The following is a 14,487-nucleotide window of genomic DNA, read 5'->3' on the forward strand; positions in this document are numbered from 1 at the left end:
AGCATGACCAAAGAAAGCAAAAGCAAAGCTCAAGACGAAGAGCAAGTAACCGCCACACCAGAGGTTACTAAGCCCAGTGCAGAACCCGTTGCAGAAGATACCAAGCCAGCCAGCGAACCCACGCAGCCTGTAGCACAAGAAAAAACCACTACAACTGAGCCGCAAAACAGCGCAGACAAGCAAACGAATAAAACCGACGCGGACACTAAAAAACAAGAGCCTGCTGCAACCAAGCCCGTCACTCAAACAGAGAAAAAATCCGGCAATGGTGTGGCTGTGTTTGCATTACTCATCGCTGCGGCCAGCTTGGCTTTTTCAGCCTGGCATTACACTCAGCAAGGCGGCAATAAAGACGAAACCACGACAGTGCAAACAGTCAATAATGAAGAGCAAGCAGCCCAGCTAACCCAGCTGCAAGAACAGCTCAACAACCAAACCAAACAGATTGATCAGCTCAGGCTACAGCTTGCCGAGCTTCCTAGCAGCGACAACTTTGCCACGCAACAACGCGCGCTGAAACAAATGCAATCCGCACACCAAGCCTTTACCACACGTTTCGAGTCTGCCTTTGGTAATACCCGTCAAGACTGGCGCCTGGCTGAAGCCGAGCATTTACTGCGCATGGCGATTTTACGCCTCAGTGCTATGCAGGATCTCAACAGCGCTCTGCATCTGGTAGAAGGCGCTGACCAAATCCTCTTTGAGCAAGACGATATCGCTGCTTACCCTGCACGCGACGCCATCGCCCAAGCGTTAGCTGATATTAAAGCCATGCCAAAACTAGACCGCGCCGGTTTGTTTATGCGCCTAGGCGCGCTACAACGACAAATCAGTCAGCTTGATCAACTCATGCCGAGTTTCGATCTGACAGAAAACACACTGGAAACGGTTACAGATAGCGCCTTTTGGCGTCAGTGGTTGGACCAACTGTCCAGCTATGTGCGTTTGGACTTTAACAGCCCTGATGACATTCAGCCGCTGCTGTCCAGTCAAGAAATTACCCACATTCGCCTCGCCATTAGCCTAGCGGTTGAGCAAGCACAATGGGGTGCGCTTAACGGTCAACAGCAAACCTATGATCAAGCAATTCAACAGGGGTTGGATTTATTGAAGTATTACTTCTCCAGCGACAACCAAACCGCACAGGCGCTAACCGCTCTGCTAAACGAGTTAGTCGGCCAACCGGTTAGCCAAAGCATGCCTGACATCAAGCCTGCCTTGCTGGCACTACAGGCTTACATCCAAGACCGCACACTGGAATACCGTACCCGCAGCGAGGTACAGCAATGAAAAAGCGCACTTTTTTACTGTTGGTCGTTGTCATGCTGGCGACAGTGGGCTTAGGCACACTGGTCGTTGAACACCAAGGCTATGTGCTAATTAGCTGGAAAAACATCCGCTTTGAAGCCACCCTTTGGGTGTTTTTACTCTGCCTTGTCATTCTCTTTGTCGTTCTCTATGTCATACGACTCATACTCAGCGCACTGCTGAGCTCTGCAGGTTGGGTCAACCCTTGGTCCAGCACCAATAAGCAAAAGCGTTTACAGTCGGCCATTGATAAAGGCATGCTGCATTATGCCCAAGGCAACTGGCAAGATGCGTTGCAGCAACTGACGTATGCCGGCAAGGTCAGTCCACAGCCAGCACCTTATTTACTAGCCGCAGCACGCTCAGCACAACACCTTAATCAAGCCGAAACCGCCGATAAGCTGTTGCTACAAGCACAAGCCAAAGAGCCCAAGCAAAGCCCTGCCATTGCTCTGTGCCAAGCTGACATTTACACAGCACGCGGAGAGCTCAGCAAAGCACAAGACAGCCTGCTGATATCATATAAAAAATATGCACAGCATCCAGAGTTGTTACTGCGCATCAGCCAGCTTGCCCAGCAACAGCAAGACTGGGGACAACTGTTGAAAATAATCCCAGCATTGCGCAAAACCAAACGAGTCGAAGCGCAACAACTGGATGTGTTGGAGCAGCAGGCTTGGCAAGGACGCATCAGCCAGCCAGCTGACACGTTTGAGCAGGTTAATAATATTTGGAATGCCATGCCCAAAGCGTTACACAAAAACCCTACGCTGCTTATGGCTTTTTGCTCACAGCACATTATCTTTAAGCAAGTCGAGCAAGCTGAACAATTATTGCGTCATCAGTTAAATCAGCAGTTTGATGTGCAACTACTGCAAGCCTACGCACAAATCCCGCATGCACAGCCTAGTTTGGCGGTGCAATCAGCCGAGCGCTGGTTAGAGCAAGCACCTGAGGATCCTATCGCTCTGTATGCGCTTGGTAAGCTCTGTCTGCAAGCCGAGCTTTGGGGTAAGGCGCGCGACTATTTGCAAGCCAGTCTGCAAAAGCGTCCGCAGCCTAAGGTCTACGCCGAGCTTGCGCGTTTGTTGAATCAAATGGGTGATCACAAACGCAGTATTCAGCTGCTCACTGCCAGCATTAATATGCAAGACAGACGCGCCAGCACCAAGAGTGACTGAGCAAACTAAAACCCTAAATAGCAATAACTCTTGGAGTTACATATGCAGTTGTTCTCTCAGTCCCGCACACTGTTCGGTCTTGGCTTTTTGGGCTGTTTGCTGTTGATGGGGGTTGCGTTTTATTTGCAGTATTTTATGGGGCTTGAGCCCTGCCCTTTGTGTTATGTACAACGCGTTATCGTCATCGCCTTTGGCGTGATTAGCCTGCTCGCTGCGCTGCATAACCCAGCCACAGTGGGTCGTAAGATATATGCTTTTTTGTTGATTCTGGTTGCCAGTAGTGGCATAGCAGCCGCAGGTCGACAAATTTGGCTACAACAGCTGCCCAAAGATCAGCTGCCAGCTTGCCTGCCTTCTTTAGAGTTTATGCTGGAAGCTTTTCCGCTACAGGAAGTAATAGCCAAGATGCTGCACGGCAGCTCAGACTGCGCGGAAGTCACTTGGACATTCTTTGGCTTCAGTATTGCTGAGCTCAGTATGCTGGGGTTTATTATGATGCTGCTCTGGAGCTTGATGCTGTTGTTGAAACGTTTTACGCGCAAATCTATTTTTAGATAAAACCCTTTAGCACCAGAGCGTGCCCTGTGTTTTATGCTCGCCCGTCGCCTCGGCAAACTCCTCAGCACAGGGTTGTGCTTGCTCATAGCCCTGAATCAAGTCTACAGCCTTCTGCACATCCTCATCCTGAGTCCAAATCGCCAGCAATCCTAGCGCTGGAAGTTCACCCATGCCGCCCACTAAATCAGCACCCTGCAAATGCGCTTGAACCCCTTCATTAGCAAGCATGTTGATAAGCAGATTGGCTTGTAGTAGATCTTCGGGTTCGTATATTCGTTGCATGCATGAGTTCCTCTGCACCTAAAATTGCTTTAAGCGTATAATAGCATTTTATTCCATTATCAATTCTTGGTGAAAACATATCCATGGGTCAATTTGACAGCATTCGCCCCTACCATGACCATGAAGTTGCTGAAGTCTTGCAACGCTTGGCGGTTAATCCTGAGTTTCTCAACACCATTGCAAAATACCGCTTCCCAAGATTAGCCAAGCATTTCTGCTGGCTAGTTCGCCCTTTAATTAGCTACTCTTTACGCAAAGAGCTGGCTGATATTAACTCTGTGGCAGATTTGCAAGCACGCATTGCCTTTTATGTTGAAAACTCGGTTAAACGCGCCACAGACGGCATCAGCTTTTCAGGGATTGAGCACCTAACCGGCAATCAACCCCACCTGTTCCTCAGCAATCACCGTGACATTGTGATGGATCCGGCCTATGTAAACTACGCACTGTATCAAAGCCAGATAAACACGCCACGTTTAGCCATTGGCGATAACTTATTGCAGCGCCCTTTTGTCAGCGATTTGATGCGTCTTAATAAGAGCTTTATCGTGCAGCGTTCAGTTAGCGGGCGACGTGAAAAAATCGACGCTTTTATGCAGCTCTCCAGTTATATCAACCATTCAATTTTGCAAGAGCAGCAGTCCGTTTGGATCGCTCAAGCGGAAGGCCGCGCCAAAGACGGTAATGACCGTACCGACAGCGCCATCTTAAAAATGCTGCATATGTCACAGCGCGAGTTGGAGTTTAATCAGGCCATTAGACAACTAAGCCTCACTCCTGTGGTCATTAGCTATGAGTATGACCCCTGTGATCTCGCCAAAGCCAGAGAGCTTTACATCAAAGCCACAACAGGCAAATACACCAAACAGCCCGGTGAGGATGACGCCAGCATCGTGTTAGGCATTACCGGTTACAAAGGCCGGGTACATGTGCATTTCTCTGAGCCGATAGGCAATGACTTTACTGATGCCCGTGAGTTAGCACAGCAGATTGACCAGATCGTTTGGCGGGACTACCGCCTGTTTCCCATCAATTATCTGGCTTGGCATGCTTGGAGTGAGCGCGATCAGGCTTTGCTCGTCCCAGCTGCGCGCGAATTGTTTACTGAAAAAGAAGTGGCTCTGGCACAAAGCGTTTGGCAGAAAAAACTTGCTGATTGCCCCACCGAGCAACGACCCTTTTTAATCATGCAGTACGCTAATCCGTTGCAAAACCAATACCGCAGTCAAGCACAATAAATAACGACCGCCTCTGTTTAACTTCAATTACCGCATAAGGTTTTACTATGTCATGGCTGCAGGTTCGTCTTGCTATTACTCCAGAGCAAGCTACATATTGGGAAGATACATTATTAGCCTTGGGCGCTATTTCAGTGACCTATATGGACGGCGAGGATCAGCCTATTTATGAACCTGATCTGGGTACCACGCCCTTGTGGAGCAAAACCCATTTACTGGCCTTGTTTGATCAGCAAGACCATAATCAAGCCTCACTAGAGCAGCAGCTGGCAGAGCGTTGCGCAAAAGACGCGCTGCAGTATCAAATTGAGCAGTTACCCGAGCAAGACTGGGAACGCAGCTGGATGGATAACTTTCAGCCGATGTGCTTTGGTCAGCGTTTGTGGGTAGTGCCTAGCTGGCACGCAGCACCCGAGCCTGAAGCGGTCAACTTGTTACTCGACCCAGGCTTGGCCTTCGGCACGGGTACCCATCAAACCACAGCTCTGTGCCTTGCATGGTTAGACAAAAACCTGCGCGAAGGCGTAAAGGTGCTCGATTTTGGCTGTGGCTCAGGAATCCTTGCCATTGCCAGTTTATTGCTGGGCGCACAACACGCTACTTGCACCGATATCGATCCGCAAGCTTTAGAAGCCACGGCGGATAATGCACAGCGCAATAACATTGACGCATCACGCTTTAGCCTCTATTTAGCGCAAAACATGCCAGAAAAAACTAGATTTGATGTGGTGTTGGCAAATATTTTAGCCGGCCCTCTGGTACAGTTAGCAGCGCAACTGACCCAGCATACACGCCCCGGTGGGCAACTTGTTTTATCAGGCATTTTACTGGAACAGGCCGAGGAAGTTCGCGCTGCTTATACTAATGATTTTGACTTAGAACCCACGCAAATTAAAGACGAGTGGGTATGCATTGCCGGCACGCGCAAAATGCATCGTGCATGACTTTAATCAGGCCCGACCCAATTTTCGTTTATGACTAACACATTCACCACCCAATGCTCGCATTGCGATACTAAATTCCGCTTACTGCCCGCTCAATTAGAAGCGGCGCACGGCATGGTACGCTGTGGTTCCTGCCGTCAAGTATTTAATGCGATAGAGCGACTGCAAACGGGCACACACGAAAAACCAGCAAAAGAAGATTTTTTAATCCACGACGATCTGGATATTAATATTGATTCTCCTGAATTCGAACAGGAATTAGCACGCCTTGCGCAGCAGGAGCAGTTCGTTACAGAGGCGGTTTTCAGCCGAGAAAGCCAAACCTCTCCAACCACTACTCCGGGAATCAAACATACCGACAAGCCTTCCGCTGATTTTTATCAAGCCACACAGGTTACCGAAGCTCCTTATGATGAAGAAGCCTGGGCTGCTGCTCTTTTAGCCGAGGTAGGCGTCGAGCCTGAAGCGGGCGACCTATTTACTCTCGCTGAGCCAAGCCTGGCATCAGAAACTAAAGCCGAGCCTGATAGCCAGCCTGCCGACTCAGCCACTACGACACGTTTCACACCCGAGCCAACACCAACAGAACCGGAAAACACAGCTACAGAACAAACGAGTACAAGAAAAGAGCCGCGCATCCGCGAAGAATTCACCGAACTGGATGTTGAGCCTTTAGCGCTGACTTGGAAGCCAAAACCAAACCCATGGAAAGGTCGCCTTATTTGGGGTGGACTAACAGTTTTCACCCTCTGCGCCTTTATCGCGCAATACATCTACTTTAATTTTGATGACTTAGCGCGCAACGAAAACAGCCGAGTGTGGATACAGCGCCTCTGCCCTGTTATTGGCTGCTCGATGCCAAGCCGGGTCAATGTCGATCTTATAAAAAGCAGTAACCTGATGGTGCGTAAACATCCCGAGTTTAAGGATGCGTTACTGATTGACGCCGTAATCTATAACCGCGCGTCATACGTGCAAGCTTATCCACTCATTAAACTTAATTTTTTAGATGGCGAAAAAACCACTTTGGCAAGTCGCTCGTTCAGTCCAGCTGAATACCTAGGCGGTGAACTGGCTGGCAGCCAACAAATGCCAGCACAGATTCCTATTCGTATTTCTTTTGAAGTGCTGATCCCAACCAAACTGGCAGAACACTACAGTCTTGAGTTCCTTTCACCCGAATAACAACTCACTGCCCTGCTACAGTCATTTTTTCAAGCAGTATTGAACCGCTACGAATGCTGCTACGCATGTCAAGGTCATTACCTATCGCCTGTATATTGCGGTACAGATCACGCAGGTTTCCTGCAATAGTTACTTCCTGCACGGGATACTGTATTTCGCCGTTCTCTACCCAGTAGCCACCGGCACCACGGGAATAGTCACCTGTCACCAGATTTAAACCCTGCCCCATTAGCTCAGTCACCAACAAGCCGCGACCCATTTGTTTTAATAGCGCAGCTTGGTCATGTTCGCCATGGGTGACGAAGAGGTTACGCGCGCCGCCGGCATTCGCTGTACTGGGCATGCCCAGCTTGCGTCCTGAATAGGTGCTCAGCATGTAACTCACCAAACGACCCTGCTCAACAAAAGGCTTGGCATAGGTCGCCAGCCCATCGCCATCAAACGCACTGCTGTCCAAACCGCCTTTAAGCAGTGGGCGTTCATCCAAGGTAAACCAGTCGGGAAACAACTGCTCACCCAAAGCATCCACTAAAAAGGTCGTTTTGCGATACAGGCTACCACCAGCAATGGCTCCCAGTAAGTGTCCTAAAAAACCACCTGCTACTTCGGCAGAGAAAACCACCGGCACCTCACAAGTAGGCACCGAGCGCGCACCTAAGCGACTTACCGTACGCTCAGCAGCACGCTGCCCTATGCTTTGCACGCTGGCCAAGTTGTTTGCACTGCGCGCATAGTCATACCAATAGTTGCGCTGCATTTTGTCGTCCTGACCTGCAATCATCACGCAGCTAAGACTGTGCCGCGTACCGGCGTAACCACCTATAAAGCCATGGCTATTGCCATACACTGTACAGCCATTATCCGTATTTAGGCTGGTGCCATCGGCTTTGCTGATACGCGTATCAGCGGCAAAGGCTGCAGCCTCACACTCAAGCGCTAGCTCTATGGCTTGCTCGGGTGTTATATCCCATGGATACCAAATATCCAGCTCAGGCAACTCTTTGGCCATCAACTCAGCATTGGCCAAACCGGCACATTCATCTTCGGAGGTGTGTTTGGCTATGGCCAAAGCAGCAGCTACGGTTTCACGAATCGCCTCAGTACCGGCAACAGTCGTGCTGGCAGAACCTTTACGCTGCCCTGCATAAACGGTAATGGAAAAGCCTTGGTCTTGGGTGAACTCAACCGACTCAACGTCACGCTCACGCACACCCACACTTAAGCCCTGCTGGGTACTCACAGCCACCTCACAGGCACTAGCTCCCTGGCGTTTTGCCTCAGCAAGAATATGTTCTACCTGCAGTTCTAACTCTGGCAAAGTTTCTGGCCCAAGCTGTTGAATTCGGCTCATACATGACTCCCATTACAAACATACAAAAAACTGCATCATGCTACACCATGCCAGTGTATTCGTCTTGATGTTTAACTGGCACTGATTATGTTGCCACGCTAGCTGCTACCTAGCCCTACGGACATCTGCTAGAATAATCAGCACGCAGCAAGGAAAACTCCATGACCGATACTACAGATTTAGAGCTCAACGAAGAAAAAAGTAAATCACAGATTAAGCGTGACATGCTTGCCCTACAAGACCTTGGCGCCCGCCTTGCTGAACTTAAACCAGACATTCTCCAGCAAATGCAGCTCAGCGATGAGCTGCTCAAAGCCTTGGCCGAAAGTAAAAAACACACCAAACACATTGCGCGTAAACGCCATAACCAGTTTTTAGGCAAATTACTGCGCGGACAGGATCTTACTACCATTCATAGCGTCTTGGATTTAATGGACAGCAGCAGCCGTCAACACAACGACCGTTTTCATGCGTTAGAGCGCTGGCGTGAACGTTTGATTGTTGAAGGGGATGAGGCGCTACAAGCCTTTATGCAGGCCTACCCAGAAACCGACAGTCAGCACCTGCGCGGATTGATTCGCCAAGCTCAGCAGGAACGCGCGCAGGAAAAACCGCCCACCACGGCGCGCAAAATATTTCGTTATCTGCGCGAACTCGACGATGCGAAAATGTTTGAGCAGGGCTAGCCAAGCTGCACGCTAATCAGGCTTCTTTACTCGAAACCAAGTGGCATACAGCGCGGGCAAAAATAACAGTGTCAGCGCTGTAGCAAAGACTAAGCCACCCATAATCGCCACCGCCATCGGCCCAAAAAACACACTGCGCGACAAAGGAATCATCGCCAGCACAGCGGCCATAGCTGTTAGCACAATAGGTCTAAAGCGGCGCACAGTAGCATCAATAACCGCCTGCCATTGGCTGTGACCGGCATGAATATCCGTCTCTATTTGATCAACTAAAATCACTGCATTACGCATAATCATGCCTGATAGAGCAATAGTGCCAAGCATGGCGACAAAGCCAAAAGGCTTGTTGAGCAGCAGCAAAAAGACCACCACTCCTATTAGCCCCAAAGGCGCAGTTAACAGCACCATCACTGAGCGTGAGAAGCTGCGCAGCTGAATCATCAGCAAACTAAGCACTACCACCAAAAATAACGGCACACCGGCAACGACAGACTGCTGTCCACGTGTTGAATCCTCTACCGTACCGCCCACCTCCAGCAAATAACCTGCAGGCAAATTCGTTTGGATGTCTTTTAGCGTGGGCATAATTTGTGCGGTCACATCCACCGCTTGCTGGCTACCATAAATATCTGCTCTAACCGTCACAGTTGGCAAACGATTGCGATGCCAAATCACACCCTCTTCAAAGCCATAATCTAAACTGACCACCTGCGCTAAAGAAACATGCGTACCCAGCTCCGTAGGCACTGACAGGCTAGCCAGTGATGCCAGATCCGTACGATCCTGCTCAGTCCCTCTCAGCAAGATTTCGATTAGCTCATTACCTTCACGATACTGGCTTACAGAAGTGCCGGATAAGGCGCTCTGTAAAAAATGCGCCAGTCCTGCACTGCTAACACCCAAGGCGCGGGCACGGTCTTGATCTATGGTTAAATGTACGATCTTGCTGGGTTCTTCCCAATCCAGATGCACGTTGGCTACATGCGGATTATCCCGCACCTTACCAGCCACTTGGCGTGCATAATCACGCACTTGTTCAATATGCTCACCTGATACGCGAAACTGAATTGGATAACCCACTGGCGGTCCATTTTCCAAACGGGTGATGCGTGAACGCATATCAGCAAACTCTGTATGCATCAACTCAATCAGCCACGCACGTATCTCTTCGCGCTGCTCTAAATCTTCTGTGAGCAACACAAATTGGGCAAAACTGGTCGTGGGTAACTGTTGATCCAGCGGCAGATAAAAACGTGGCGAACCTGCACCTATGTAAACCACATAGTTGACGATACCTTCACGCTCTTTTAATCGCTGCTCAATACGTTCTACTTTCTGCTGCGTGGCTTTAAGCGAGGCGCCTTCTGCAAGCTTGATATCTAAGAGTAATTCCAACCGATTAGAATCAGCAAAAAACTGCTTAGGCACTAACGGAAATGCAGCCAAGGCGGCGACAAATAACGCCAAGGTCACAGCAATAACCGTTTTACGGTAATCCACACACCAACTGACTAAAGCACGAAAACGCTGATAGAACGGCGTGGCATAGGGATCGTGCTCGCCTTCTTTATTGCCGTGTTTGGCCGCTTTAATCCGCGCCAAATCCGGCAGTAGCTTGTCACCCAAATAGGGTACAAAAAGCACCGCAGCAAACCAGGACACCATCAGCGCAATTCCCACCACTTGGAAAATAGAGCGCGTGTACTCGCCCACTGTGGACTCTGCTGTGGCGATTGGTAAAAAACCTGCTGCGGTAATAAGGGTGCCTGTCAACATCGGAAATGCGGTACTGGTCCAAGCAAAACTGGCCGCTTTAACCCGTTCAAAGCCTTGCTCCATCTTAATGGCCATCATTTCTACCGCGATAATGGCATCGTCCACCATCAAAGCCAGAGCCAGCACTAACGCGCCAAGAGATATCTTATGCAGCCCTATATTGAAGTAATGCATTAGAGCAAAAGTGATGGCCAGCACGATAGGAATGGAAAATGCCACCACCAATCCGGTACGAAAACCCAACGAAAAGAAACTGACCAGTAGAACAATAACCAGCGCCTCAATAAGCACCTGCATAAACTCGCCAACACTGGTTTTAACGGCTGCGGGTTGATCTGATACTTTGCGCAACTCCATGCCGATTGGCAGTCCTTCCTGCAAACGAGAAAATTCCTTTTCCAGCGCGTTGCCTAGCACCAAAATATCGCCACCGTCCTGCATAGACACGGCTAAACCCAATGCATCTTCACCCATAAAGCGCATTCTTGGTGCGGCAGGATCATTAAAGCCCCGCTGCACCTCAGCCACATCCGCTAAACGAAAGGTACGGTCGCCGACACGAATAGGGAAATCACAAATCTCTTTCACTGCTGTAAAACGGCCACTCACTCTGAGCTGAATACGGTCCGTATCCGTCTCAAAAAAACCTGTGGCCGACACCGTATTCTGTGCTTCCAAGGCTTGCTGAATGGCTTGCAAGGACACGCCCAGATTGGCTAAGCGGGTATTAGAAACTTCAATCCAAATTTTTTCTTCCTGCAAACCGACTAGCTCAACCTTGCCCACATCGGCGACGCGCTGCAGCTGTAACTGCACGCGCTCAGCGTAGTCTTTAAGCACGGCATAATCATAACCCTGCCCGGTTAGCGCATAGATATTGCCAAAGGTCGTACCAAACTCGTCATTAAAGAAAGGACCGCGTATTTCTCTGGGTAAGGTGTGGCGAATATCTGCTATTTTCTTACGTATCTGATACCACAGCTCTGGCACATCCTTTGACGACAGATCATCACGCGCAACAAAGGTTACTTGCGATTCACCAGGACGGGAAAAAGACACTATTTTCTCAAACAGGCCGGTTTCCATCAGCTTTTTTTCGATACGCTCGGTCACCTGACGCGACACTTCTTCAGCCGTTGCGCCAGGCCACTGGGTATTAATAACCATGGCTTTAAAGGTGAACGGTGGATCTTCACTTTGCCCTAGCTGTCCATAGGCCATAAAACCGACAATACTGGCCATCAGCATGACAAAGAGCACCAGCGGACGATTATTTAAGGCCCACGCCGACAGATTAAAATGCATGCAGCTACTCCCGCGCCTGACTGACGGGGCGATTATCTCTATCTACCGCGCGTACCTGCTGGCCTTCTTGCAGCAAATGCACACCAGCCACCACAATCCAGTCATCGGCCTGCAACCCTGAGATTATCGGCACTGTGGTTTGGGTATAAGCTCCTGTTTGCACAGCACGACGGACTACTGTTTGCGTCGCCAGGTCCACTACCCAAACATAGGCTTGATTGTGTTCTGCGTTCACAGCAGACAAAGGAACTGCGAGCTGTGCCAAAGTGTCCGCACTGACATACACCCGCGCACTTTGGCCCAACTCTGCTGCACTGACTGAATTGTGCAGCGCCACGCGTGCCGCATAGGTGCGTGAACGCGGATCAGCGGCAGGTGCTAACTCACGGACTTCACCGGTTAGGCGCTGGTTGGGCTGTGACCACAGCTCCACTTCAACCGGCTGTCCAAGCACAAAACGGTCAATGATGTGCTCTGGAATACTAAAAGAAACTTCTCGCTCACCGTCCACCGCCAATACAAACACTGTTTGCCCTGCCGCTACCACTTGACCGGCTTCCACGTTAGCGCGCGTGATCACCCCAGCATAGGGCGCACGCAACTGAGCATATTGGGTTTGATTTTTTGCCGCTTCAAGCTCAGCCTGAGCTTGCTTTAAACGGGCTTGGCCGTTTTTAAATTGATTGTGTGCACTATCAAAGTGCGAGCGGCTTACCATCTGCTTGTCGAGTAGTTGCTGATATCTATCGCGCTCTGCACGCACCAATTCTAGATTGGCTTGTGCCGCTGCTACCTGTGCCTGCATGGCTTGTAAGTGCAAGCCCACGTCCTGCGGATCAAGCTCAGCTAAAATCTGCTCTGCTTGCACTCGGCTGCCCGTCTCTACCCTGCGCGCAGTCACTTTACCACTGATACGAAACGCTAACTCTGGCTCTAAACGCGCACGCACCTCACCCGCAAACGCCTCGATAGCCGTACCTGTTAGCAGAGGCTGCGCAACCATAACGGGTCGCACGCCGAGTGTTTGCGGCTCTTCTTGGCTACAGCCCGTTAAGACAAGCGTCGCCAAAAGGCTTAAAACTAAAAGAAACTGCGGCATGTTTAAATCCCAAGAGTTATCAGACGCCCAACCGTTCGTGACTAATTATTACAAACCAGTCAGCAACCATCCTAGCATTTTTGAAAACACTTAAGTTTGATTTAAACGAGTTTGCAACAAAGCCTACACACTGGCCTGCTTACTGCAGCAGCTGGTTAAGGTTATCAATCACTAAATCGGGCTGCTCCAGCTCGATGGGTTGCCCATGATTGTAGCCATAACTGAGCGCAACACAGCGCACCTGTGCAGCTTTGGCGGCTTGAATATCATTTTTTGAATCACCCACAAACAGGCTTTGCTCCGCAGTAACGCCGGCTTGTTGCATCACCCAGAGCAGCCCCATGGGATCGGGCTTTTGCTTGGCTAACGTATCGCCACCTACCACCCAATCAAACAAACCCGTTAGACCATGGCTACGCCACAAATCGGGCAAAAACTGCTCTGGTTTATTGGTGATAATGGCCAGTTTAATATCCTTGCTTTTTAAAGCCGTCAAAGTATCCAAGACCCCAGGATACAAATGGCTGCGCGAGCTTTGCTGTGCATAGGCTTGTAAAAAAATCTGCAACGCCGGCTCTGCTTCAGCGGCACTGATACTTGAGTAATCAAACTTACCCGCCAATGCGCGCTGCACTAACACCAATGCGCCGTTGCCTACCCACTGGCGCACCTGTTCAATATCGGCCGGAGGTCGCCCAAGCTGCGCCAGCATACTGTCCACTGCCGCCGCTAGGTCAGGTACCGAGTCCAACAAAGTACCGTCCAGATCAAACATTACTAGCTGGGGTAATTCACCCGCAAAAAGGCGTGCGAGCTGACTCACTTTTGCACCTGCGCCAACTCAGCACGCATTTGCGCAATCACTTCTGCGTAATCAGGCGCATTAAAAATGGCCGACCCCGCAACAAAGGTGTCTGCACCCGCTTCGGCAATGGCACGAATGTTGTGCAAATTAACACCGCCATCAACTTCTAAGCGAATATCTCGACCACTGGCGCTAATCAGTGCGCGCGCTTCACGTAGTTTGTCCAACGTGCTGGGAATAAATTTTTGCCCACCAAAACCCGGATTAACGCTCATCAATAAAATCATATCGACTTTATCCATCACGTACTTAAGCGCATCTAAAGATGTAGCTGGGTTAAAAACCAAACCCGCTTTACAGCCGCCATCTTTAATTAACTGCAATGAGCGATCAACATGCGCTGAGGCTTCTGGATGGAAGGTGATATAGCTGGCTCCAGCTTCGATAAAATCACCAATAATACGGTCCACTGGCTGCACCATCAGATGCACATCAATGGGAGCCGTAACGCCGTATTTTCTTAATGCACTACAGACCATAGGGCCGATGGTGAGATTAGGTACATAGTGGTTGTCCATCACATCAAAATGGACCACATCCGCACCGGCAGCAAGGACTTTGTCAACGTCTTCACCCAAGCGGGCAAAGTCGGCGGATAAAATGGAGGGAGCTATAAAATAAGGCTGCATGAAGTTCTCTATCACTGTGTGGACAGCATCGAGCTGAGGGGTAAATTGAAGAGCCATATTAAAGCAAATCAGCGGCTTTT

13 protein-coding genes are annotated in these 14,487 nt (G+C 49.9%); 7 read left to right on the forward strand and 6 right to left on the reverse strand.

What is annotated here, in order from left to right:
* The first annotated feature begins 3 nt into the window (after positions 1-3).
* From QEZ41_RS05895 to QEZ41_RS05905, 3 genes are read left to right on the forward strand one after another with little or no spacing between them, the layout of a single operon-like run.
* Entirely contained in the window at positions 4-1,290 is a 1,287-nt protein-coding gene (locus QEZ41_RS05895; protein ID WP_289410470.1) for a uroporphyrinogen-III C-methyltransferase, read from the forward strand.
* Positions 1,287-2,489 (forward strand): heme biosynthesis HemY N-terminal domain-containing protein, encoded by a 1,203-nt coding sequence (locus tag QEZ41_RS05900; RefSeq protein WP_289410471.1) that lies wholly within the window; start codon positions 1,287-1,289, stop codon positions 2,487-2,489. The genes QEZ41_RS05895 and QEZ41_RS05900 overlap by 4 nt, the downstream gene beginning before the upstream one ends.
* A gap of 42 nt (positions 2,490-2,531) precedes the next feature.
* Complete coding sequence (locus QEZ41_RS05905; protein WP_289410472.1) at positions 2,532-3,047, forward strand: disulfide bond formation protein B; 516 nt, start codon at positions 2,532-2,534, stop codon at positions 3,045-3,047.
* 6 nt (positions 3,048-3,053) lie between these two features.
* On the opposite strand, the gene QEZ41_RS05910 is transcribed toward QEZ41_RS05905, so the two are convergent.
* Entirely contained in the window at positions 3,054-3,329 is a 276-nt protein-coding gene (locus QEZ41_RS05910) for a putative signal transducing protein (RefSeq protein WP_289410473.1), read from the reverse strand.
* Positions 3,330-3,412: 83 nt separating this feature from the next.
* On the opposite strand from QEZ41_RS05910, the gene QEZ41_RS05915 reads away from it, so the two are divergent.
* From QEZ41_RS05915 to QEZ41_RS05925, 3 genes are read left to right on the forward strand one after another with little or no spacing between them, the layout of a single operon-like run.
* On the forward strand, positions 3,413-4,567 hold the full coding sequence (locus QEZ41_RS05915) for a 1-acyl-sn-glycerol-3-phosphate acyltransferase (RefSeq protein ID WP_289410474.1): 1,155 nt from the start codon (positions 3,413-3,415) through the stop codon (positions 4,565-4,567).
* 47 nt (positions 4,568-4,614) lie between these two features.
* Entirely contained in the window at positions 4,615-5,511 is an 897-nt protein-coding gene (gene prmA, locus QEZ41_RS05920; RefSeq protein ID WP_289410475.1) for a 50S ribosomal protein L11 methyltransferase, read from the forward strand.
* A gap of 30 nt (positions 5,512-5,541) precedes the next feature.
* Positions 5,542-6,696, forward strand: coding sequence for a zinc-ribbon and DUF3426 domain-containing protein (locus QEZ41_RS05925; RefSeq protein ID WP_289410476.1), 1,155 nt, complete (start codon positions 5,542-5,544; stop codon positions 6,694-6,696).
* A gap of 4 nt (positions 6,697-6,700) precedes the next feature.
* On the opposite strand, the gene pmbA is transcribed toward QEZ41_RS05925, so the two are convergent.
* Positions 6,701-8,047, reverse strand: a complete 1,347-nt coding sequence (gene pmbA, locus QEZ41_RS05930) for a metalloprotease PmbA (RefSeq protein WP_289410477.1) — start codon at positions 8,045-8,047, stop codon at positions 6,701-6,703.
* A gap of 161 nt (positions 8,048-8,208) precedes the next feature.
* Between pmbA and yjgA the strand changes: the two genes are divergently transcribed.
* On the forward strand, positions 8,209-8,733 hold the full coding sequence (yjgA, locus tag QEZ41_RS05935) for a ribosome biogenesis factor YjgA (RefSeq protein ID WP_289410478.1): 525 nt from the start codon (positions 8,209-8,211) through the stop codon (positions 8,731-8,733).
* A 12-nt stretch (positions 8,734-8,745) separates the two neighbouring features.
* On the opposite strand, the gene QEZ41_RS05940 is transcribed toward yjgA, so the two are convergent.
* The 4 genes from QEZ41_RS05940 to rpe form a co-directional block, all read right to left on the reverse strand.
* Positions 8,746-11,814, reverse strand: a complete 3,069-nt coding sequence (locus tag QEZ41_RS05940; protein ID WP_289410479.1) for an efflux RND transporter permease subunit — start codon at positions 11,812-11,814, stop codon at positions 8,746-8,748.
* Positions 11,815-11,818: 4 nt separating this feature from the next.
* Positions 11,819-12,913: an efflux RND transporter periplasmic adaptor subunit gene (locus tag QEZ41_RS05945; RefSeq protein ID WP_289410480.1), complete on the reverse strand. Its 1,095-nt coding sequence runs from the start codon at positions 12,911-12,913 to the stop codon at positions 11,819-11,821.
* Positions 12,914-13,052: 139 nt separating this feature from the next.
* Positions 13,053-13,736: a phosphoglycolate phosphatase gene (locus QEZ41_RS05950; RefSeq protein WP_289410481.1), complete on the reverse strand. Its 684-nt coding sequence runs from the start codon at positions 13,734-13,736 to the stop codon at positions 13,053-13,055.
* Positions 13,733-14,407: a ribulose-phosphate 3-epimerase gene (gene rpe, locus QEZ41_RS05955; RefSeq protein ID WP_289410482.1), complete on the reverse strand. Its 675-nt coding sequence runs from the start codon at positions 14,405-14,407 to the stop codon at positions 13,733-13,735. The genes QEZ41_RS05950 and rpe overlap by 4 nt, the downstream gene beginning before the upstream one ends.
* Positions 14,408-14,487: the final 80 nt, after the last annotated feature.

The organism is Thiopseudomonas acetoxidans, assembly GCF_030362935.1.
Taxonomy (GTDB): domain Bacteria; phylum Pseudomonadota; class Gammaproteobacteria; order Pseudomonadales; family Pseudomonadaceae; genus Thiopseudomonas; species Thiopseudomonas acetoxidans.